The organism is Gilliamella sp. wkB112, assembly GCF_001690685.1.
Lineage (GTDB): Bacteria > Pseudomonadota > Gammaproteobacteria > Enterobacterales > Orbaceae > Gilliamella > Gilliamella apicola_J.
This window is the reverse complement of sequence record NZ_LZGL01000019.1, coordinates 20,764-42,882: the sequence shown is the minus strand read 5'-3', so window position 1 is coordinate 42,882 and position 22,119 is coordinate 20,764. Positions and strand designations below refer to the sequence as shown.

Below are 22,119 nucleotides of genomic sequence, written 5' to 3'. Positions count from 1 at the left end.
CTAAATTATTTAATAACCTTAGCAACAACACCAGCACCAACAGTACGACCACCTTCACGGATAGCGAAACGTAAACCGTCTGCCATTGCGATTGGGTGAATTAATGATACTGTCATTTTGATGTTATCTCCAGGCATTACCATTTCTACGCCTTCTGGTAATTCGATAGTACCAGTTACGTCAGTTGTACGGAAGTAGAACTGTGGACGGTATCCTTTGAAGAATGGAGTATGACGACCACCTTCTTCTTTGCTTAAGATATATACTTCTGATTCAAAATCTGTATGTGGTGTGATTGAACCTGGTTTTGCTAATACTTGACCACGTTCGATTTCTTCACGTTTAGTACCACGTAGTAATACACCAACGTTTTCACCTGCTCGGCCTTCGTCTAGTAATTTACGGAACATTTCAACACCAGTACAAGTTGTTTTTGCTGTCGGTTTGATACCAACAATTTCAACTTCTTCACCGACTTTGATTACACCACGTTCTACACGACCGGTTACCACTGTACCACGTCCTGAAATTGAAAATACGTCTTCAATTGGTAGTAAGAATGGTTTATCGATATCACGTTGTGGTTCCGGAATATAGCTGTCTAATGCTTCTGCTAATTCTACAATTTTGTCTTCCCATGCTGCATCGCCTTCTAACGCTTTTAGCGCAGAACCGCGAATTACTGGTGTATCGTCACCAGGGAAATCATATTGAGTTAGAAGTTCACGCACTTCCATTTCAACTAATTCTAATAATTCTTCATCATCAACCATATCACATTTGTTTAAGAATACGATGATGTATGGAACACCTACTTGACGACCTAATAGAATGTGTTCACGAGTTTGTGGCATAGGACCATCAGTTGCTGCTACTACTAAAATAGCACCGTCCATTTGCGCTGCACCAGTGATCATGTTTTTAACATAGTCAGCATGGCCCGGGCAGTCTACGTGGGCGTAGTGACGAGTTGGTGTATCGTATTCAACGTGTGAAGTATTGATGGTAATACCACGTGCTTTTTCTTCCGGTGCATTATCGATTTGATCGAATGCACGAGCTTGACCGCCGTATTTTTTAGCAAGTACAGCTGTGATTGCAGCAGTTAAAGTTGTTTTACCATGGTCAACGTGGCCGATTGTACCAACGTTAACGTGGGGTTTTGTACGTTCAAATTTTTCTTTAGACATCTTAATGTTCCTTTATTAACTCACTTCCCTCTTTTCGATGAGGGAAGTGTTACTTTATTTATATAAAAATTATTTTGCTTTACGAGCTTCAATAATTGCTGTTGCAATATTTGTTGGTGCTTCATTGTACTTCAAGAACTCCATAGAGTAAGAAGCACGACCTTGAGTTTGTGAACGTAGGTCTGTCGCATAACCAAACATTTCTGAAAGTGGCACTTGTGCTTTTACTGTTTTACCAGTTGCAGTGTCTTCCATACCTTCAATCATACCGCGACGACGGTTTAAGTCACCGATTACGTCACCCATATAATCTTCTGGTGTTTCAACTTCTACTTTCATAATCGGTTCTAAAAGCACAGGTTTAGCTTTCATGAAGCCATCTTTAAATGCCATTGAACCGGCAATTTTAAATGCCATTTCTGATGAGTCAACATCATGGTATGAACCATCATAGATAGTGACTTCAACATCAACAATCGGATAACCAGCAAGAACACCATTTTTCATTTGTTCCTGACAACCTTTATCAACCGCAGGGATGTATTCTTTAGGTACTACACCACCAACGATTTCGTTGTTGAATTTATAGCCTTCACCACCAGCTTCTAATGGTTTGATTCTTAACCATACATGACCATATTGACCACGACCACCAGACTGACGAACAAATTTACCTTCTTGTTCCACTTCATTGCGAATTGTTTCGCGGTAAGCTACTTGTGGTTTACCAACATTGGCTTCCACTTTAAATTCACGTTTCATACGGTCAACGATGATTTCTAAGTGTAGTTCACCCATACCAGAAATAATTGTTTGGCCAGATTCTTCATCAGTATGAACACGGAATGAAGGGTCTTCTTGTGCTAGTCGACCTAAAGCAAGGCCCATTTTTTCTTGGTCAGCTTTAGTTTTTGGTTCAACTGCAACAGAAATTACTGGTTCAGGGAACTCCATTCTTTCAAGAATGATTGGTGCACTTTCAGCACAAAGAGTATCACCTGTAGTCACATCTTTAAGACCAATTGCTGCAGCAATGTCACCAGCGCGAACTTCTTTAATTTCTTCACGTTTGTTAGCGTGCATCTGTACGATACGACCAAAACGTTCTTTTTTATCTTTAACTGAGTTAAGAACTGTATCACCAGAGTTAACCACACCAGAATAAACACGGAAGAAAGTTAAGTTACCAACAAATGGGTCAGTAGCAATTTTAAACGCTAATGATGAGAATGGTTCATCATCATTTGAATGACGTTCTGCTGCTTCGCCATTTGGTAATTCACCTTTAATTGCTGGAACATCAGTAGGTGCCGGTAAATATTCAATTACTGCGTCAAGCATGAATTGAACACCTTTGTTTTTAAAGGCACTACCACAAGTTACTAAGATGATTTCGTTAGCAAGTACGCGTTCACGTAATGCTGTTTTGATTTCTTCTTCAGTTAACTCTTCACCACCAAGGTATTTTTCCATTAACTCTTCGCTAGCTTCTGCTGCTGCTTCAACTAAGTTAGCACGCCATTCTTCAACTTGCGCAGCCATGTCAGCAGGAACATCTTCATAAGTAAAGGTTACGCCTTGATCAGCGTCACTCCAGTTAATTGCTTTACGTTTAATTAAATCAACCACACCAGTGAAACCTTCTTCAGCACCGATTGGTAATACTAATGGAACTGGAGTTGCCGCTAAACGTGTTTTGATTTGTTCAACAACACGTAAGAAGTTAGCTCCCATACGGTCCATTTTGTTTACGAATGCGATACGTGGAACTTTATATTTGTTTGCTTGACGCCATACTGTTTCAGATTGAGGTTGCACACCACCAACCGCACAGTAAACCATAACTGCACCATCAAGAACACGCATAGAACGTTCTACTTCGATAGTAAAGTCAACGTGTCCTGGGGTGTCAATAATATTGATTCGGTGTGGTTCAAATTGTTGTCCCATACCTGACCAGAAAGCAGTTGTTGCAGCAGAAGTGATAGTAATACCACGTTCTTGTTCTTGTTCCATCCAGTCCATGGTAGCTGCGCCATCATGAACTTCACCAATTTTGTGACTTACACCAGTGTAAAACAAAATACGTTCGGTCGTAGTTGTTTTACCTGCGTCAATATGAGCACTGATACCGATATTGCGGTAGCGTGCTATAGGAGTTGTACGAGCCATATTAATCCTCTATTTAGAATCGTTTGCTTAATAAAATATCATTTAGGGCGACTGAAAGCATATAAGGGCTATCAGTCTTAATTCAAGGCACTGTTACCAGTGTCAGAATTACCAACGATAGTGTGCAAACGCTCTATTAGCTTCAGCCATGCGATGAACGTCTTCACGTTTTTTAACTGCGGTACCTTTGTTTTCAAAAGCATCCATAAGTTCATTCGCTAGGCGTAATGCCATTGATTTATCGCCACGTTTACGTGCTGCTTCTACAATCCAACGCATTGCTAGTGCATTACGACGAACCGGACGCACTTCAACAGGAACTTGGTATGTAGAACCACCAACGCGACGAGACTTAACTTCTACAGTTGGTCTTACGTTATCTAGGGCAACTTCGAAAGCTGCTAAGTGGTCTTTCCCACTACGCTCAGCTAATTTATCAAGAGCTGAATATACGATTGATTCTGCGATAGATTTTTTACCATCTACCATTAAAATATTTACAAATTTCGCCAGCAAATCTGAACCGAATTTCGGATCAGGTAAAATTTTTCTTTGACCGACAACATGACGACGTGGCATTGGAATACTCCGTTTATTATGTTATAAATTTTTCAGGTTTACCCAAAACTCAAATGAGTTAAATGGAATTATATAGTTTGGCCTTACTTAACGGAGTTCCATTAAGCTTTAGGTCGTTTCACACCGTATTTAGAACGGCTTTGTTTGCGATCTTTAACACCTGCGCAGTCTAATGCACCGCGAACAGTATGGTAACGAACACCAGGTAAATCTTTAACACGACCACCGCGGATTAAAATCACGCTATGTTCTTGTAAGTTATGACCCTCACCGCCGATGTATGAAGTAACTTCAAAACCGTTGGTTAAGCGCACACGGCATACTTTACGTAATGCTGAGTTTGGTTTTTTCGGTGTAGTCGTGTAAACACGAGTACAAACACCGCGTTTTTGCGGGCATGCTTCAAGCGCAGGAACATTGCTTTTCACGTCCTTTAGTGCTCTTGGTTTGCGTACCAGCTGATTAATTGTTGCCATTAATAAGCTCCTGATTAATAAAAATAAATTTAAAATTGCTTTGTAGATTCGTAATTAATAACTGTAGCCCAGAACCTAAATATATAAGTTTTGGGTCGCAAGATTCTAGACCTCAAGGGGGATAATGTCAAGTATTACCGTTAGTTGTTTGTACTGTTAAATACTATGAATATAGTTTTATTTTTAAGCAAATAATAGTTATATTTTTTAGTTAGGCAATATCTTTTACCAAAGAGAAGGATTGGGGTTTATCACTATTTAGAAATTGAATCCTATAAATTTTAGAGAACAACTATTCTATTAGTTCATAAGGAGAATTAGTCACGTTATTATTAAGTGATCTAGATAGCAAAAATTAAAAAAAATGCAAAATTGATCTAATTTTTTCACATTAATATCAAGTTAATATTATACTGGAAAGATTGAATTTATTAGTTGCGTAGAAATAATGAGCATGGAAAGTGAATCTTATAAAGTTGTATTATTATTTAATGCCAATAATATTTATGATCGTCAGATTCTTAAAGGAATCGGTGCTTTTTTGAAATCAAATAATATCCATTGGAATATTTATATTTCTGAAACAATGCGCTATGACGCTAATATTCGTTTTAATTTTGATTGCGATGGTATAATTGCCAATTTTGATGATCCAGATATTGAAGATTTACTGATGAAAGTTGATATTCCTATTATTGGAGTAGGAACTTCTTATCCTGACGATTTAAGTTATCCAAATGTTCCTTATGTAGCTGCTGATAACTATGCTATTGTGGAAACTGCTTTTAGTCATTTATGTGCAAAAGGTATTAATAAATTTGCATTTTATAGTATTCCTCCAAATCGATATTGCCGTTGGGCCCGAGTTAGAGAAAAAATATTCGAACAACTTCTAGCTCAAAAAGGTTATGAAGGTGTTATTTATCAAGGTATGGCTACCTCATTAGATACTTGGCAAGAAAGTTTAGATAAACTGTCAACATGGTTACGATCATTACCAATTAATACAGGTATTATTGCTGTAAATGATGCAAGAGCTCATCATATTTTGCAAGCTTGTGATAGGGTAGGAATAAAAATACCAGAGGAGTTGTGTTTAATTGGGATTGATAATGAGGAAGTCATTAATGATTTATCTATGGTTTCTTTATCTACAGTTAAACAAGGCACAGAAGAAATGGGGTTTAATGCTGCTAAGTTATTACAAAAACAATTTTCTAAAGGTAAAATTTCTAAATCCCCTTTACTCATTGCACCTAAAAAAATTATAGCTCGGCGTTCAACTGACTACCGTTCAGTACAAGATCCTTATGTTATTCAGGCTATTCATTATATTCGCGATTATGCTTGCAAAGGAATTAAAGTAGAACAAGTTACTTCTGAAATGCAGATATCTCGTTCTAATTTAGAAATGCGTTTTAAAGAATCGTTGGGCAAAACTATTCATTCCGTTATCCATGAAGAAAAATTCAATCAAGCTAAATATCTGTTAGTTGAGTCATCGTTATCTATTCAAACGATATCTGAGCTGTGTGGTTATCCTTCGGTACAGTATTTCTATTTTTTATTTAAAAAAAATTATGGAATAACACCTAAAAAATTTAGAAATAAATATATAACAGGTTCAGTTTAGTAGAAGTAAATTAGAATCTTAATTATATCACCTTTGGTGAAGAAGAAAGCCGCTTTTGATTCTGCAACTTTCTTTTTGTGTTTTATATTACTTTTTGACTGAGCGAATAAATAGTATAGAAATTCCACCGATCATTGCAAATATAAATGAAACTATAAAAATAGCTGAAAAACCGAACAGTGAAATAACGCAAGCAGCAATTATTGGCGCAAGAGCTTGAGTAATAGTATTACCTAAATTGTATATTCCTAAAAAGAATGCAACTCTACTTTTATCCGGGATAACCTGCAAATTTAATAGATTATCAAGTGAATTCCAGATACCCATACCAATTCCTGCGGCAAAAGCATAAATTAAAATACCGATATGATTCGGATAAATCGATAAGCTAATTGCACCAATACCCAGAAATATAGTAGATAAGCCAACAGGTAGTTTTAATATTTTTAATTTATCTGATATTGGTCCTGCAATAAATCCCATTGAAATACCAAATATAAGCATAATGATATTAATCAGCTGAATAGAGTTTTGAGTTTCATCTGAATTACAATGCATAAAATCAGTCATAATAAATAACAAGTATCCGGTAATGGCAAAGTTACTTATTCCCTGAAAAAGTTTACCTATTAACGCTAAATAATAGTCTCTACCAATTGACCATTTAGGAAAAATTGCTAATAAATTTTTTAATCTATTTTCATTTTTTTTCGATTTATATTTTATGGTTTGTTTAAGGTTAGAAGGTTCTCTAACAATAATAACTGAAATTAAAACACCAATTAATGTAATCACACCGAAAACAATAAAGCCAAACCGAAAATTACCTAAAAACATAGCAGCAATAATAGTAAATCCATTATTACCCAAAGCCATTCCTAATCCACCATACGCACTTGAGGCGGTACCTTTTCTATCATTTGCAGCAAAATCTATCCAAGCCACCATTGGAGCAACAATAAAATTCAAGGAAATTTGACCTAATAGCCAACAAAACAATAAAAAAGGAATAGTATTGGCAGTTGACGCTAATATCATCGATAACATGAATGCTATTGCGCCGGCAACAATCCAAGGGGTTCGATTACCAAATTTTGATCGTGTTCTATCTGATAAATACCCTGCTACCATATTGGATATTGCCGCCGTTACCATGCCACAAGCGGAAAATAGTGCTAATAAATGAATCTTGTTATTTTCATCAATTTGTTGAATTAATGCAGGTAAAAATAAGCTTGCGGCTGCAATGTATGGACCTAACCATGAAGCTGGCCCGATAATCAGCCCAGGTACTAAACGAGTTATTGGAATCGTTATTTTCATAATATTCTACCTTAAATGTTAGCGATTATTTATCACATAGTAATAGTCAAAATCGGCATAAGATTGATGTTGGTAGCTATCAACAGAAGCAATAAAATTAAATAAGCCAGTAAATCCACCAATTTCACCTGGTTCACCATTTACACCTTCATCTGATAAGTAAAGCACATCTAAATCATTAATGATTAATCTCCACTCTTGGTCTAGTTTGTAGAACAGTTTAACTATACCTTGTTGATAGGCTAATTTGAGTTCGACAACACCGTCAGGTATTGCAATGCGGTGATTGGCAAATTCAATTCTAACCCCTAGTTTTGCTTGTAAAATGGTCAGGATTGTGGTTTTTAGTTGTTCACTATAAGTTAAATGTAAATAGAGCCAATTATTTGAATCATAGTAAAGTCCGACTCCTGCGGTTTGTGAATAATGCTCAGGATGAAATTCAACTTTAGTTTGGACTTGATAATCAAAAGAGGTGGCTCTTGTGGCCATAATCGATGGATTGACTTGAGAAAATAACGAGTTTTGCCCATATATCCTTAGATGGCTTTGACGTTCATAACTATTTACCCAAGTATTGGATTGATGTCGATAAGGTGTCATAAACTGTAATTGGTAAGCTTGATCAAATTCATCAATCACATCATCTGTTATTTTACCTTTGATTGGTATTGGTGAATCAAATTCCATTTTAGCTAAATTAGAGCCATCCGCCATAACTAACCAACCATCATCTGTCCATTGCATTTTTTGGATAGAGGTTTCGCGACCAAGAGGATTGAGTAATGTACCTTTTATTGGTCTAGACATAAGATGTGCTATATACCAATCACCATTTTGTGTCTCAACCAGCGAGCCATGTCCTGCTTTTTGCATCACTGAATTAGGGTTGTACATTTCAAAATGCCCGGCATCGGGATCTCCCAATGAAAAGAGATGATTAGGGGATGAAGTAATGATAGGTTCTCCTGATGGATGGGGTTGATAAGGACCAAAAATATTTTTACTACGTCCTATTTCAATGCCATGAGCATAACCCGTACCGCCTGCCGCTATTAATAAATAATAATAGTTTTCCTTTTTATACAGTTGTGGTGCTTCAGCACATCCTCTCGTAGTAAATCCTTGAGTTACTCGTACCCATGGAGAAATCAATTTGCCAGTTGTTAAATCAACTTCAGCTATCACGATATGACCAGGTGCTTGATGTCCTTGACGTGTTTCCCACTCTAAAATAGTTAAATAATGTTTGCCATCGTCATCATGAAATAATGCGGGATCGAAGCCAATAGAAGTTAAATAAATAGGTGCAGACCAAGGACCTTGAATATTATCGGCACAAATCGCATAGGTATCGGCATTAAACTCCCTTCCAGCCATATTCATCATGTGTGAATAAATTAACCAATATTTTTTATTAATTGAATCATAAGATAAATGTGGCGCCCATACGCCGGCTGGTGTATTGGTTCCGGATAAGTTTATTTCACCATTTTTAAAAATATAATCAATTAATACCCAATTAGATAAATCATTGGATTTAAAAATTTGGATTGACGGTTGCCAATGAAAGGTAGAGGTGGCAATGTAATAGGTATTCCCCACACGAATAATGGATGGGTCGGGTGACATACCGGGTATAATTGGATTTTTTATTTTAGGCATTTTTATTTTTCTCTTAGTCTTTGGTTACTGATAATTCAAATAATACGTGTCAAAAATAAGTGGACTTTGATATTTATTATTCAAATATAATTTATCTATTTCTGAATTGTTATTACCAAATTTGGTTTCAAATTTATGAAATTTTATTTATGAGATATTTGTCACATATCTTATTTTTTTAAATAAATAAAGGTATTAATTTATATTTTCTATCTGTTAATAAATGAAAAAAGTTATAGCAATATAATGCTTAGCAAGGCTAAATAATTTAAGTTAACTATTTTTGATAATGTTTAATTAATACTACTCTGTGATAACATGCAGAAATCATTAACATAATGAAATTCTGCATTATTGTTATTAAGACATTAGCGGGATAAGTTTTTGATAAAGTTCCCTAAAAATGGCTCGTTGTTTTTGGTGATATTGGTTATTATCCATATTGGGTTGATGAGTTTGTACTATTGGTAATTCAGGTAATAGTGTTTTAATCGATGTGTCTGGATTACAAGCAATTTGTGCTAGTTTTGCTGCGCCTAATGCGGGTCCTACATCGCCACCTTCACAATATTGTATTTTATAACCAGATATGTCACAAATGAGTTGTCGCCAGTATGAACTTCTTGCGCCACCACCAATAATAATAATTTTTTCTGGAGAAATGCCGAATTGATGAATGACGTCGATACAATCAACCAGTGCATAAGTCACGCCAAATAATACCGCTTTGGCAAGATCGGTTTTATTGTGTTGATGAGTTAATCCAAAAAATACACCTTTAGCCATAGGATTATTATGTGGTGTTCTTTCTCCGGATAGATAAGGTAAAAATTGTACGGCTGGTTTGTCTGTTGATTGATCTTCTTCAATTAAAGAAAATAGGGTTGGTACATCTTTAATTTCTAATAATTTACAAGCCCAATCAAGGCATGAAGCGCAGCTTAGCATAACTGACATTAGATGCCAACGTTCAGGTAATGCGTGGCAAAAACTATGAATCGCTTGCTCAGGTTTACTCATAAAGCGATCAGTCACTACAAAATAGACACCGGAAGTGCCTAATGACAACATGGCTTGTCCGGATTGATAAAGACCAACACCGATAGCTCCTGCGGCATTATCTCCTGCGCCAGCAATAACAGGAACTTCATTGATTCCCCAATGTTTAGCAATATCATCATTAACATATCCAGTAATTTGGTTTCCTTCAAAAAGCGCTGGCATATGTTGTCGATTTAAACCACAAGCTTGTAAAAGTTGATCGTTCCAGTCTCGTTTTTCAACATCTAACCACATTGTCCCAGCAGCATCAGACATGTCAGATGCAAACTTTCCTGTCATTTTGAAGCGAATGTAGTCTTTAGGAAGCAATACTTTATCTATTTGAGCAAAAATATCGGGTTCATATTTTTGTACCCATTTTATTTTTGGAGCGGTAAATCCTGCCATCATTAGATTACCGGTGATTTGTCTGGAAGTCGGTACCGAGCTTTCTAACTCTTGACACTCTTTATCACAACGACCGTCATTCCATAAGATAGCTGGTCTTAGAACTTGAGATTGTTTGTCTAATAATACTGCACCATGCATTTGGCCACTGAGCCCAATAGCTTTGACTTGTTGTAAATTGTGCTGTTTACTTAATTGTTCGATAGCTAAACTGGTTGCTTGCCACCATTCGGCAGGATCTTGCTCTGACCATAAAGGATGAGGGCGAGATATAGACAGTTTTTGGGTGTTAGATGCGATAATCTTTTGCTGTTCATCCATTAATATCGCTTTTACACCCGATGTACCTAAATCAATACCAATATACATATTTGTTCTCCACAATAAGTATATAAGGACCGTGTTATTAAAACGGTCCTGTTATGTTTATACTGAATAATAATTTTTATCCAAAAATAAACTTATTTACTATATTTTCTAGTTTTTCTTGTTGTCCACTATGTGCTTTAGGTTGTATATCATTTTGTAGACTGTATTCGGCAATTTGCTGTAGTGACATTTCACCTTGCAAAATACTTTTACCTAATTTTTTGTCCCAATTACTATAACGATCAAGAACGATTTGATTTAGGGTTTTATCTTCAAGCATTTTAGCAGCACATTTTAGTGATAATGCCATTGTATCCATAGCGCCAATATGTCCATAAAATACATCATATTTATCAATGCTTTGTCGACGGATTTTGGCATCGAAGTTCAAACCTCCAGTTTTGAACCCACCACCTTTTAGAATTTCATACATGACAAGGGTATTTTCTTCCACACTGTTAGGGAATTGATCAGTATCCCAACCTAGTTGAGGATCGCCTCTGTTAGCATCAAGAGAACCAAAAATATCAAGAGCGATTGCTGATGCAATCTCATGTTGGAATGTATGACCAGCTAAAGTGGCATGATTTGCTTCAATATTGACTTTAATTTCCTTTTCTAAGCCAAATTGTTTTAAGAAACCATATATAGTTGCTACATCGTAGTCATACTGGTGTTTTGTTGGTTCTTGTGGTTTAGGTTCAATTAATAAAGTACCTTTAAATCCAATTTTATGTTTGTTTTCAACGACCATTTGCATAAACCTACCAACTTGTTCGCGTTCTTTGCGTAGGTCTGTATTTAGTAGCGTTTCATATCCTTCTCTTCCGCCCCATAGAACATAGTTTTGTCCACCTAATTTATGTGTAGCATTCATTGCGTGCACAACTTGAGTTGCTGCATATGCAAAAATTTCTGGATCTGGATTGGTTGCGGCACCAGCTGCATAACGAGGATTGGTGAAACAATTAGCTGTTCCCCATAATAAGTTTACACCAGTTTCTTGTTGTTTTTTTAGGAATATATCCGTCATTATCGATAAATTATTAATATATTCTTTAACTGAATTACCTTCAGGTGCAATGTCAACATCATGGAAAGCATAAAAAGGAACGTTCAATTTGTAAAAGAATTCGAAAGCAACATCCGCTTTGGCTTTGGCGTTAACTAGTGGATCAGCATTTTTTTGCCAAGGATAATCAAACGATCCTGTACCAAACATGTCAGTTCCTGCCCAACAAAATGTATGCCAATAACAAGCGGAGAAACGTAAATGTTCAGCCATTGTTTTGCCTAATATTTTTTGTTGTGGATCATAGTGCCTAAATGCAAAAGGATTTTGTGTTTCAGTTCCTTCATAGTTAACACGTTCGATTTTGTCATAATACTGTTTCATAATATTCTCCTAAATACGGTTATGAAATTTAATTTACTGTTGTACTTATTTATTCCAGAACTTTTCAAGTTCCTCTAACGATTTTCCTTTTGTTTCAGGTAACCATTTCCAGATGAAAATAGCCGCTAGTACACTGATAGCTCCATATAACCAGTAGGCAAATCCATTGTTGAAATGAGAAACAAGGTAAGTATTTTTGTCCATGATAGGGAAGGTCCAAGATACTAAATAATTGGCAATCCATTGTGCGGCAACAGCAATGGAAAGTGCTTTACCTCTAATGGAATTCGGGAATATTTCAGATAATAATACCCAACATACCGGTCCCCATGAAATTGCAAATGAAGCGATATAAAACAACATAGAAGTAAGAGCAACACTTGCTGGTAGTTGTAAGAAGAAGGTTGTTCCTAATGTGATCATACCAATTGCCATACCAATAGCACCGATGATTTGTAGTGGTTTTCGTCCAAATTTATCAACGGTAAAAATAGCAATTGTGGTAAATGATAGGTTGATCACGCCAACGATAATTGTTTGTAATAATGCTGAATCTGTACTTGCGCCTAGGTTTTTAAATACTTCCGGTGCGTAGTAAAGTACAACATTAATACCCATTAATTGTTGAAATGCGGATAACAAAATTCCGATAATAATAACGCCAATACCGTATTTTAATAGTGGGCTACTTTTTTTAGTAGAATTAGAAGATAAAGAACTAATTATACTATTTAACGCTTGTTCAGCCCTTTGATTCCCCAAAATACGAGATAGTATATCTTGAGCTTTGGTTATTTTATTTTGTGCTGTTAACCAGCGAGGACTTTCTGGAACAGTAAATAATAATCCAAAGAAAAGTAAGGCTGGAATAGCTAATGATAAGAACATATATCGCCAACCAACGATATTTAACCAAACTGGATCACCTGAACTTGCTATTGCATAATTGACACAATAGACCAGAAGTTGTCCAAAAATAATTGCGAATTGGTTAAAGGAGACGAGTTTACCTCTAATTTCAGCTGGGGCGACTTCAGCAATATACATTGGTGATAACATTGAAGCTAAACCAACACCAATGCCACCAACAATACGATAGAAAACAAACTCAGGAACATAGCCTGATAAATAATAAGGAATTTCCTCTGATTCTACTGAACGGAATCCTAATTCAGGCCAAGCAGAACCAATTGCTGCGATGAAAAATAAAAACGCTGCAATTAACAATGAATTGCGGCGACCAAAACGGTTACTTAAATATCCTCCCATTAAACCGCCGATGATACAACCAATTAAAGCACTCGCAACACAAAACCCTAGTAATGAGTTAGCTGCGGTTTCACTTAAATGTTGCGGTTCGACGAATACTTTTGATATAGATCCAACTGTTCCTGAAATAACAGCTGTGTCATAGCCAAATAATAAACCACCTAAAGTTGCGACTAGAGTGATTCTGAAAACGTATAATGAATTGTAATGCGTACTCATATTTCATTCCTATCAAGTTAGGTTTAGATAAAAATAATCTAAACGGCTCACTCAATATGCATGAATTTTCACACTTACAACAATTATTAAATTTCTTAAGCATTTTATGATTTTTTATTTTTGTGAACTAGATCAAATTCCATTTATATAATCACTTTTTTAATTTAATTTAAGATTCGTTAGTTTATAACATTTTGATTTATATTAATTTTGTTTATGGTAAATAACTTTAATGGGAAAAATGTTGAAATGTTTAAGATATTGAGCGTTATTTATTAATTTGTTTTTTCTTATTCAATATCAATAAATATTGTTGATTATTTCTATCGCTTTTCAGCGATAGAAATTTGTTTATTAAGATTAGTGATGATCAATAAAGATAAATTTTAATGCGAATAGTAGGGCGAATACAATCACACATAAATTCAATTCTTTAAATTTGCCGGTACAAGTTTTTAATACCACATATGAGATGAAGCCAAGAGCAACCCCTTCAGTGATGGCAAAGGCAAAAGGCATCATAAGGGCGGTAATAAATGCCGGAGTAGCATCGGTTAAATCAGACCAGTTAACTCGTATTAAGCTAGAAACCATTAAGATACCAACAAAAATCAAGGCTCCGGAAGTAGCGTAACTTGGTACTAAATGGGCTAGTGGAGATAAAAAGGTCACCATTAAGAATAATAAGCCAACCACAACGGCGGTTAAGCCTGTACGGCCACCAACTGAGATCCCGGCAGAACTTTCAATATAAGTTAATACTGATGACGTACCAAATAGTCCACCTAATGAAGAACTAAAACTATCGATTAATAATGCTTGACGCATTTTAGGGAAGCGACCTTTTTCATCTGAGATCCCTGCTTTATCCGTTAACGCTAAAATGGTACCGGATGAGTCAAATAAGCTAACAATCATAACCGAAAATATCACACCCATAATACCAATATTAAGTGAGCCAGCTAAATCAACATGCCCTACCACGTTGGTGACACTTGGTGGCATTGAAGCAATACCATTGAAATGAATATCCGGATCCAACCATAACGCAAATAGTGTCACTACTAAAATTGATATTAATACCGCTGCATGAAAATTACGGGCTGCTAAAATAATAATAATGAAAAAGCCAAGTGAGCCAAGTAACACTTTTAACGATAAGATATTACCCATGGTTAATAATGTTGCTGGTGATGCCACCACAATTCCCATGTTTTGGAAACCCATAAAGGCAATAAATAACCCGATACCAGCACTAATACCAACTCGTAGGCATTGGGGAATATGTTCAATTAACCAGTGGCGAACTTTAAATAATGATAATGCAAAAAAGACTAGAGAACCCCAAAATATTGCCCCCATACCAATTTGCCAGGAATAACCCATAGCACCACAAATGCCATAAGCAAAAAATACATTAAGTCCCATAGCTGGGGCTAAGGCAACAGGTAAATTTGCAACTAATCCCATCAAAATACTGGCAAAAGCCGTAACCAAGCAAGTTAGTACAAACACCGCTGAGGTATCCATGCCAGTGGCAGATAAAATAGCCGGATTTACAAAGATGATATACACCATAGTAAGGAAAGTCGTACATCCGGCGATAACTTCGGTACCTACAGTTGTTTTTTTCTGTTGCAATTGAAATATTTTTTCGAATATTGAATTCATGAGTTAAGGTCCAATTTAGGTTAATAATAATGAACATTTATCGTTTTATATATTTATATAAAGTGCCAAATCTATCTTTGCCAACATGTTGATAAAAGATAGAAATATACAAAAAAGATGTGGAGCAATGATTTTATATCGCTCAGTTAAATAAAATTTAACAGCGATATTATTGCTAGTTATTTATATAGGTCAAGTTTTATTCCAAAGTACTTTTGCAATAGGTAGCTCAATTTAAGTTACAAAATATTAATTTTCTTTTTTATCAACTAAACCTCTAGGCCTAACATAAGTTATTAATTTAATAATTAACAAGATGTTAATCATCAAAAGATAGTCTTTTTGACATTTAAATTTTATTGTGATGGTTGAAATAAATATAAAATGGGATGAATCAGAGAAAAATATTAAATATTAGTATTTAAGCCCACAAACTGCGGGCTTAAAAATAACTTATGGCGATGATGGTAAATCCAGTTTATTCAAAGTGATTTTTACTTTAACAATACGGTGACTTTCAGTTTCAAGTACTTCAAATAGATAATCACCAATTTGGATTGTTTCGCCCACTTCAAGTAAATGCTGAGCTTTTTCCATTAATAGGCCTGCGAGGGTATGATATTCTCGCTTATCATCGATATCTATTGGTACAAAACGTACTAATTCTTCTACTGGGATATAACCATTAGCAATCCAACTATTATCATTTAGACATTGAATATCATGTTTAGCATCAATATCTTCTTCTTCGGTTGGGAAATCGCCGGCAATAGTCTCAATTACGTCGGTAACCGAAACCACACCTTGCATTGAACCAAATTCATCAACCACAAAAGCAAAATGGGTTTTGGCTTTTTTAAATTGTTCTAATGCAACCAATAATGAGACAGTTTCGGGAAATATCAATGGTTGTTTGATAAGCGAATTAATATCAAGTGGTTGCTTATTTTGTAATACATCTTTTAATAAATCATTAACTTGAATAATACCTAAAGGTTCATCCATTGCAGCATTGTCAGTAACTACTAAACGTGAATGCGGGTTATCAAAAATTTCTTTTAAAATAACTTCGCGATCATCATTGATATTCACCATATCGACATCTAGTCTGGCGGTCATAATACTACTAACTGAACGTTGAGCCAGCCCAAGCACGCGTTCAACCATACTCAGTTCTTGATGATTGAAAACTGATACTTTTTTAGTGGTATCAGATACTAAATCGATAGTATGGCTGTCTGGATCTTCTTCGGCATCACCTTTTAATAGATGTAAAATAGCTTCCGCTGTGCGTTCGCGTAAGGGTTTTTTATTTAATAATTTACGGCGATTGAATATTGCTAACTGATTGAAAAATTCAATCATGATAGAGAAGCCGATAGCGGCGTATAAGTAACTTTTTGGAATAACAAACCCAAATCCTTCAGCGACTAAACTAAAGCCGATCATTAGCAAGAAGCTTAGACAGAGAATTACTATCGTGGGATGGGAATTGACAAAGTAAGCCAAAGGCTTGCTGGCAACCATCATAATGCCTATAGCGATGCAAACCGCAATAATCATTACCGGAATATGTTCCACCATACCTACAGCGGTGATCACCGAATCAAGCGAGAAGATGGCATCTAATACCACAATTTGCGCTACAACGGTCCAAAAGTGTGAGGTCTTTTTGGGTTTACCATCTTCATGTGATGAACCTTCAAGGCGTTCATTAAGTTCCATTGTTGCTTTAAATAGCAAAAATATACCGCCGATTAACATAATCAGTTGGCGCGCGTTGAAACTAATATCAAATGCTGAGAATAGTGGTGTGGTGAGTGTGACTAACCAACCGGTAAACATTAATAAAATAATTCGGGTAACTAACGCAAAAGCAAGTCCGGTAATGCGTGCTTTATCACGTAGCTGAGAAGGAAGTTTCTCGGCAAGGATAGCAATGAAAACGATATTATCAATACCAAGGACGATTTCAAGTACAATAAGCGTGGATAAACCAATCCAGATTGTAGGATCCATGATCCATTCCATATGTCAGGTGATTACCTCTAAAACAACAGCACATGCTGCCCAGTAATTCTGTCTGTAATTGTTTAAATAATCAATAAAATATTTATAAAATTTGTTATTTATGTAAAGATGTTTCAGGAGAGCTATGCGTTTGAATATAAAATTAACTTCGCCAAAAGGTTGGCGTGAATAAAACTAGCAGGGTGAATATTTCCAGTCGTCCAAATAGCATGTCAACCACCATTACCCATTTAACTGCGTCACTTACATTGGCAAAATTGTCGCTGACACTACCTAAGCCCACACCCAAATTATTTAGTGATGATGCTACAATATAAAAAGAGTCAGTGGCGTCAATGCCTGAAGTCATAATGATAAACAGGCTGATTAAGAAAACCAGTACATATGCGGAAAAGAATCCCCAAACTGCTTCGATAATTCTTTCTGGTACGACTCGGTGATTTAATTTTAGTGTGTAAATAGCATTAGGGTGAATTAGGCGTTTTAATTCTCGCGAACCTTGCATGAAAAGCAGGAGCACTCGCACCACTTTCAATCCGCCGCCAGTCGAACCGGCACAGCCACCAATAAATGAAGCACACAGTAAAAAAATTGGTAATGACGATGGCCATGTGTTGATATCATCAACGGTAAATCCAACTGTTGCTGCGATCGATACGACTTGCAAAACAATTTTGTCGACACTTAATTCGCGTTGTGGTTGATAGCAATAAATGACGAAACCACAAATACCAATTAGAATTAATAAAATAAATATAAAGGTTCTAAACTCTTGATCTCGCCAGTAAACCTTAAGCGAAAAACCATTTAATGCAGCAAAATGTAAGGCAAAATTACAACCGGATAAAATCAAAAATAACGTCACAATATAATTAATAGTAGCACTATTAAAATAAGCTAAATTATTATCATGTGTGGAAAAACCACCCATTGAGATAGTAGAAAAACTATGTGAAATGGCATCGAAAACATCCATGCCAGCAAACCATAAACAAATGGCACATAGAGTGGTAAGCAATATATAAATCGACCACAGTGTTTTAGCGGTTTCGGCAATACGTGGTCGCATTTTGCTATCTTTTTGTGGGCCAGGGATTTCAGCGCGGTAAAGTTGCATTCCCCCTACACCCAATAATGGTAAGATAGCTACAGCTAAAACGATAATACCCATACCACCAAGCCATTGTAGTAGTTGTCGATAAAACAGTAGTGCCTTAGGCAAATGTTCTAAATTTACAATGGTTGTAGCACCTGTAGTAGTTAAACTGGAAAACGATTCAAAAAAGGCGGTAGTTAAATTAAGATTAATGTGGTGATCAAAAATAAATGGAAAGGCGCCAATAGTGCCTAATACAACCCAAAAAAGTACCACAATAAAAAAACCTTCACGAGTGTTAAGTTCGTGGTGTTGATGACGATTTGGTAACCATAATAAGCAACCAAGAATTAGGGCTGCAATAAAAGAACGCACAAAAATAGCTCCGGCACCATCACGGTATATTAAGGCAATCAGTGCCGGAATCAGCATAAATACCGACAGTAAGGTAATTAATAAACCAACTATTCTGATAATTGAGCGCCAATGCATCATTGTTGTAAGCTCTATTTAAAACCGCGAGCGGCTTTGATGAGATCATATGCTGCTTGGATTTCTTGAGCGCGTTTTTTAGCCGCTTCAAGCATCTCTTTAGGTAGCCCTTTAGAAACTAATTTATCGGGATGATGTTCGTTCATCAATTTACGATAAGCTCTTTTTATGGCTGCAACTTCTGCTGAAGGTTCAACACCTAATATTTTATACGCATTTTGTAGATCAGATTCCGCTGAACGGCTTTGATAGCCACCATAATTGTTACCCTGTTGATATTGATAACGTTGTTGGTTGCTATAACCTTGTTGATGGAAATGATAGCTCCCCATCATCATTTGGATATACATTGCCATTTGTTGGCGCGGAATATTAAATTCTTCCGCGACGATGAAGATGATTTGTAGTTCTTTTTCATCTAAATTACCATCAACTAACGCCGCTTGGATTAGTTGTTCACAAAAGATGTTTAAAACGTTACGGCGATAACGATATTGGGCATAAAGTTCTTTTAAACGGGAACGAAGTGGGTAATCACTAGTTTTACCGCGATTAAATGAATCTTGAGCAAGTTGTCGACTATTACTATCAAGTTGTAACCGATCCATAAATTGGCGCGCCAGATTGATATCATCTTGGGTAACCACGCCTTTGGCTTTACTTAAATGCCCCAGTACCTCAAAGACGACGGTTAAGTAAAGTGTCGGGTTAGCATGCGTCCTTTGTTCGGTTAATTTATTGCAAAAAGCTTGGTAGAGCATTGGCCCGATAAATAAGCCAATAAAAAATCCCCAACCAGTTTTTAACACCAGACTTAATACAAAGCCGGTAATAATTGCCCAAATTAGTGACATATTATTCGTTCACCTCAATTCGATCTATTTTCTGTAAACCACGTGGTAGTGATGTACCTTTACGGGCGCGTTCTGCTCTAAATTTTTGTAAATCAGCAGGATAGAGTGTAAGTTTGCGTTTACCAACATGCAAGGTTATAGCGGTTTCCGGTGTGATTAGCATCATCAAACATAAGTTATCATCCGCACCAGAAAGAGAGATAATTTTATTACCTTTACCTTTAGCAAGTTCTGGTAAGTCTGCTACCGGGAAGATTAACATGCGTCCGGCTTGAGTAATGGATAACAGTAGGCTGTCATCAGATATAATCTCAATTGGCGGTAATACCTTAGCATTATTAGGTAAGTTGATAATTGCTTTACCATTACGATTACGCGCGACTAAATCACTAAATTGGCAAATAAAACCATAGCCGGCATTCGATGCCAATAATAATTTTTGCTCGTCATTGGCGGCCATAAGTACATGTTCAACAGTAGCACCCGCTGGTAAGGCTAACTTGCCGGTTAGTGGCTCACCTTGACCACGAGCGGACGGTAAGGTATTAGGTTCAATGGCGTAACTACGGCCGGTTGAGTCAATAAATACTACCGGTTGGTTGCTTTTGCCTTTAGCTGCTGCTTTGAAACTATCACCAGCTTTATAACTTAGGCTAACCGGATCGATGTCGTGCCCTTTAGCGGCTCTTACCCAGCCCATTTCTGATAAAACTATGGTTACCGGTTCTGACGGTGTTAATTCTTGTTCGGTAATTGCTTTGGCTTCGCTACGAGTAACGATTGGAGAACGGCGGTCATCACCATACTTTTCCGCATCTTCCTGTAACTCTTTTTTAATTAAGGTATTGAGTTTTCTTGGTGAAGCCAATAATGCTTGTAACTGATCACATTCTTTAGCCAATTCGTTTTGCTCACCTTTTATGCGCATTTCTTCGAGTTTGGCTAAATGACGGAGTTTTAATTCTAAAATTGCTTCTGCTTGAATATCAGTCAGAGCAAAACGATTGATTAATTCAGTTTTAGGATCATCCTCATGGCGAATGATTTCAATAACTTCGTCAATATTTAAGAAAGCAATCAATAAACCATCTAAAATATGTAGACGTTTGAGTACTTTATCCAAACGGTAGTTTAAACGGCGTATAACAGTATTACGACGGTATTCCAACCATTCGGTTAGAATTTCCAATAAACCTTTAACTGCAGGGCGATTATCAAGCCCAATCATGTTCATATTTACGCGATAGCTTTTTTCCAGATCGGTGGTGGCAAATAGATGATTCATGACTTGCTCTAAATCAACCCGATTAGAACGGGGCACAATGACTAAGCGAGTAGGATTTTCATGATCTGATTCATCCCGTAAATCTTCAATCAAAGGTAGTTTTTTAGCACGCATCTGCGAAGCAATCTGTTCTAGAATTTTAGCACCAGAAACCTGATGTGGCAGATCAGTAATAACGATGTCGCCGTCTTCTTTTTTCCAAACGGCGCGCATACGGATAGAACCTCGACCGCTAGTATAGATTTTTTCTATATCTTCCCGTGGGGTAATAATTTCGGCCTCAGTCGGGAAGTCGGGGCCTTGTATGTGAGTCATTACTTCGCTAAGCGTTGCTTTAGGATTTTCGGCTAACATAATTGCGGCATTAGCCACTTCGCGAATATTATGTGGCGGAATATCAGTCGCCATACCAACCGCAATCCCGGTAGTGCCGTTTAATAAGATATTTGGCAATCTAGCTGGTAACATTTTCGGCTCTTGCAAGGTACCATCAAAGTTTGGGGTATAATCAACCGTGCCTTGACCTAATTCACCTAATAATAATTCGGCATATTTTGATAAGCGTGATTCAGTATAACGCATGGCCGCGAATGACTTAGGATCATCGGGTGCCCCCCAGTTACCTTGGCCATCCACTAATGGATAGCGATAAGAAAATGGTTGTGCCATTAATACCATAGCTTCATAACAAGCACTATCACCATGTGGATGATATTTACCTAAAACATCACCTACGGTGCGCGCTGATTTTTTGAATTTCGCTTGTGCATTGAGCCCTAATTCTGACATTGCATAGACAATGCGGCGTTGCACCGGTTTTAAGCCATCCCCAATAAATGGTAAGGCTCGGTCCATAATCACATACATGGAGTAGTTTAAATAAGCGCTTTCAGTAAAGGTACGTAGCGATTGAACTTCTACTCCATCATGAGTAATCTCACTCATTATTG

Annotated in this window: 15 protein-coding genes; 1 reads left to right on the top strand and 14 read right to left on the bottom strand. The window is 36.6% G+C overall.

What is annotated here, in order from left to right; genetic code table 11:
• Positions 1 to 5: 5 nt before the first annotated feature.
• The 4 genes from tuf to rpsL all read right to left on the bottom strand — a co-directional run bounded on the left by tuf (position 6) and on the right by rpsL (position 4,417).
• Complete coding sequence (gene tuf, locus A9G12_RS10550; RefSeq protein ID WP_065564247.1) at positions 6 to 1,190, bottom strand: elongation factor Tu; 1,185 nt, start codon at positions 1,188 to 1,190, stop codon at positions 6 to 8.
• 69 nt (positions 1,191 to 1,259) lie between these two features.
• Positions 1,260 to 3,362: an elongation factor G gene (gene fusA, locus A9G12_RS10545; protein ID WP_065565814.1), complete on the bottom strand. Its 2,103-nt coding sequence runs from the start codon at positions 3,360 to 3,362 to the stop codon at positions 1,260 to 1,262.
• A 108-nt stretch (positions 3,363 to 3,470) separates the two neighbouring features.
• Complete coding sequence (gene rpsG / locus A9G12_RS10540) at positions 3,471 to 3,941, bottom strand: 30S ribosomal protein S7 (protein WP_065555758.1); 471 nt, start codon at positions 3,939 to 3,941, stop codon at positions 3,471 to 3,473.
• Positions 3,942 to 4,042: 101 nt separating this feature from the next.
• Positions 4,043 to 4,417 carry a 30S ribosomal protein S12 gene (rpsL, locus tag A9G12_RS10535; protein WP_065565813.1) on the bottom strand — a complete coding sequence of 125 codons (375 nt, stop codon included), beginning with the start codon at positions 4,415 to 4,417 and terminating at the stop codon, positions 4,043 to 4,045.
• Positions 4,418 to 4,871: 454 nt separating this feature from the next.
• Here rpsL and A9G12_RS10530 point away from each other — a divergent pair, with 454 nt between their 5' ends.
• Positions 4,872 to 6,050, top strand: a complete 1,179-nt coding sequence (locus tag A9G12_RS10530) for a XylR family transcriptional regulator (protein ID WP_065565812.1) — start codon at positions 4,872 to 4,874, stop codon at positions 6,048 to 6,050.
• An 87-nt stretch (positions 6,051 to 6,137) separates the two neighbouring features.
• Here A9G12_RS10530 and A9G12_RS10525 read toward each other — a convergent pair whose 3' ends face one another.
• The 10 genes from A9G12_RS10525 to parC all read right to left on the bottom strand — a co-directional run bounded on the left by A9G12_RS10525 (position 6,138) and on the right by parC (position 22,114).
• Positions 6,138 to 7,373, bottom strand: a complete 1,236-nt coding sequence (locus A9G12_RS10525; RefSeq protein WP_218056638.1) for an MFS transporter — start codon at positions 7,371 to 7,373, stop codon at positions 6,138 to 6,140.
• Positions 7,374 to 7,391: 18 nt separating this feature from the next.
• Complete coding sequence (locus A9G12_RS10520) at positions 7,392 to 9,038, bottom strand: family 43 glycosylhydrolase (RefSeq protein ID WP_065565810.1); 1,647 nt, start codon at positions 9,036 to 9,038, stop codon at positions 7,392 to 7,394.
• Positions 9,039 to 9,398: 360 nt separating this feature from the next.
• Positions 9,399 to 10,856, bottom strand: coding sequence for a xylulokinase (gene xylB / locus A9G12_RS10515; protein WP_065565809.1), 1,458 nt, complete (start codon positions 10,854 to 10,856; stop codon positions 9,399 to 9,401).
• A gap of 76 nt (positions 10,857 to 10,932) precedes the next feature.
• Positions 10,933 to 12,252 (bottom strand): xylose isomerase, encoded by a 1,320-nt coding sequence (gene xylA, locus A9G12_RS10510; RefSeq protein WP_065565808.1) that lies wholly within the window; start codon positions 12,250 to 12,252, stop codon positions 10,933 to 10,935.
• 45 nt (positions 12,253 to 12,297) lie between these two features.
• Entirely contained in the window at positions 12,298 to 13,740 is a 1,443-nt protein-coding gene (xylE, locus tag A9G12_RS10505; protein WP_065565807.1) for a D-xylose transporter XylE, read from the bottom strand.
• 360 nt (positions 13,741 to 14,100) lie between these two features.
• Positions 14,101 to 15,411 carry an NCS2 family permease gene (locus tag A9G12_RS10500; RefSeq protein ID WP_065565806.1) on the bottom strand — a complete coding sequence of 437 codons (1,311 nt, stop codon included), beginning with the start codon at positions 15,409 to 15,411 and terminating at the stop codon, positions 14,101 to 14,103.
• Positions 15,412 to 15,864: 453 nt separating this feature from the next.
• Positions 15,865 to 17,442, bottom strand: a complete 1,578-nt coding sequence (locus tag A9G12_RS10495) for a TerC family protein (RefSeq protein WP_065565805.1) — start codon at positions 17,440 to 17,442, stop codon at positions 15,865 to 15,867.
• A gap of 142 nt (positions 17,443 to 17,584) precedes the next feature.
• Positions 17,585 to 19,030 (bottom strand): TrkH family potassium uptake protein, encoded by a 1,446-nt coding sequence (locus tag A9G12_RS10490; protein ID WP_065565817.1) that lies wholly within the window; start codon positions 19,028 to 19,030, stop codon positions 17,585 to 17,587.
• A 14-nt stretch (positions 19,031 to 19,044) separates the two neighbouring features.
• Entirely contained in the window at positions 19,045 to 19,884 is an 840-nt protein-coding gene (gene djlA, locus A9G12_RS10485; protein ID WP_065565804.1) for a co-chaperone DjlA, read from the bottom strand.
• A gap of 1 nt (position 19,885) precedes the next feature.
• On the bottom strand, positions 19,886 to 22,114 hold the full coding sequence (parC, locus tag A9G12_RS10480) for a DNA topoisomerase IV subunit A (RefSeq protein ID WP_065565803.1): 2,229 nt from the start codon (positions 22,112 to 22,114) through the stop codon (positions 19,886 to 19,888).
• Between the last annotated feature and the right edge of the window lie 5 nt (positions 22,115 to 22,119).

What these genes read in the sequence shown, in the direction of transcription:
- xylE (WP_065565807.1), bottom strand. Translation starts at nt 13,740, where the DNA reads ATGAGTACGCATTACAATTCATTATACGTTTTCAGAATCACTCTAGTC.
- tuf (WP_065564247.1), bottom strand. Translation starts at nt 1,190, where the DNA reads ATGTCTAAAGAAAAATTTGAACGTACAAAACCCCACGTTAACGTTGGT.
- A9G12_RS10525 (WP_218056638.1), bottom strand. Translation starts at nt 7,373, where the DNA reads ATGAAAATAACGATTCCAATAACTCGTTTAGTACCTGGGCTGATTATC.
- A9G12_RS10490 (WP_065565817.1), bottom strand. Translation starts at nt 19,030, where the DNA reads ATGCATTGGCGCTCAATTATCAGAATAGTTGGTTTATTAATTACCTTA.
- parC (WP_065565803.1), bottom strand. Translation starts at nt 22,114, where the DNA reads ATGAGTGAGATTACTCATGATGGAGTAGAAGTTCAATCGCTACGTACC.
- rpsG (WP_065555758.1), bottom strand. Translation starts at nt 3,941, where the DNA reads ATGCCACGTCGTCATGTTGTCGGTCAAAGAAAAATTTTACCTGATCCG.
- fusA (WP_065565814.1), bottom strand. Translation starts at nt 3,362, where the DNA reads ATGGCTCGTACAACTCCTATAGCACGCTACCGCAATATCGGTATCAGT.
- A9G12_RS10530 (WP_065565812.1), top strand. Translation starts at nt 4,872, where the DNA reads ATGGAAAGTGAATCTTATAAAGTTGTATTATTATTTAATGCCAATAAT.
- A9G12_RS10520 (WP_065565810.1), bottom strand. Translation starts at nt 9,038, where the DNA reads ATGCCTAAAATAAAAAATCCAATTATACCCGGTATGTCACCCGACCCA.
- A9G12_RS10500 (WP_065565806.1), bottom strand. Translation starts at nt 15,411, where the DNA reads ATGAATTCAATATTCGAAAAAATATTTCAATTGCAACAGAAAAAAACA.
- xylB (WP_065565809.1), bottom strand. Translation starts at nt 10,856, where the DNA reads ATGTATATTGGTATTGATTTAGGTACATCGGGTGTAAAAGCGATATTA.
- rpsL (WP_065565813.1), bottom strand. Translation starts at nt 4,417, where the DNA reads ATGGCAACAATTAATCAGCTGGTACGCAAACCAAGAGCACTAAAGGAC.
- A9G12_RS10495 (WP_065565805.1), bottom strand. Translation starts at nt 17,442, where the DNA reads ATGGAATGGATCATGGATCCTACAATCTGGATTGGTTTATCCACGCTT.
- djlA (WP_065565804.1), bottom strand. Translation starts at nt 19,884, where the DNA reads ATGTCACTAATTTGGGCAATTATTACCGGCTTTGTATTAAGTCTGGTG.
- xylA (WP_065565808.1), bottom strand. Translation starts at nt 12,252, where the DNA reads ATGAAACAGTATTATGACAAAATCGAACGTGTTAACTATGAAGGAACT.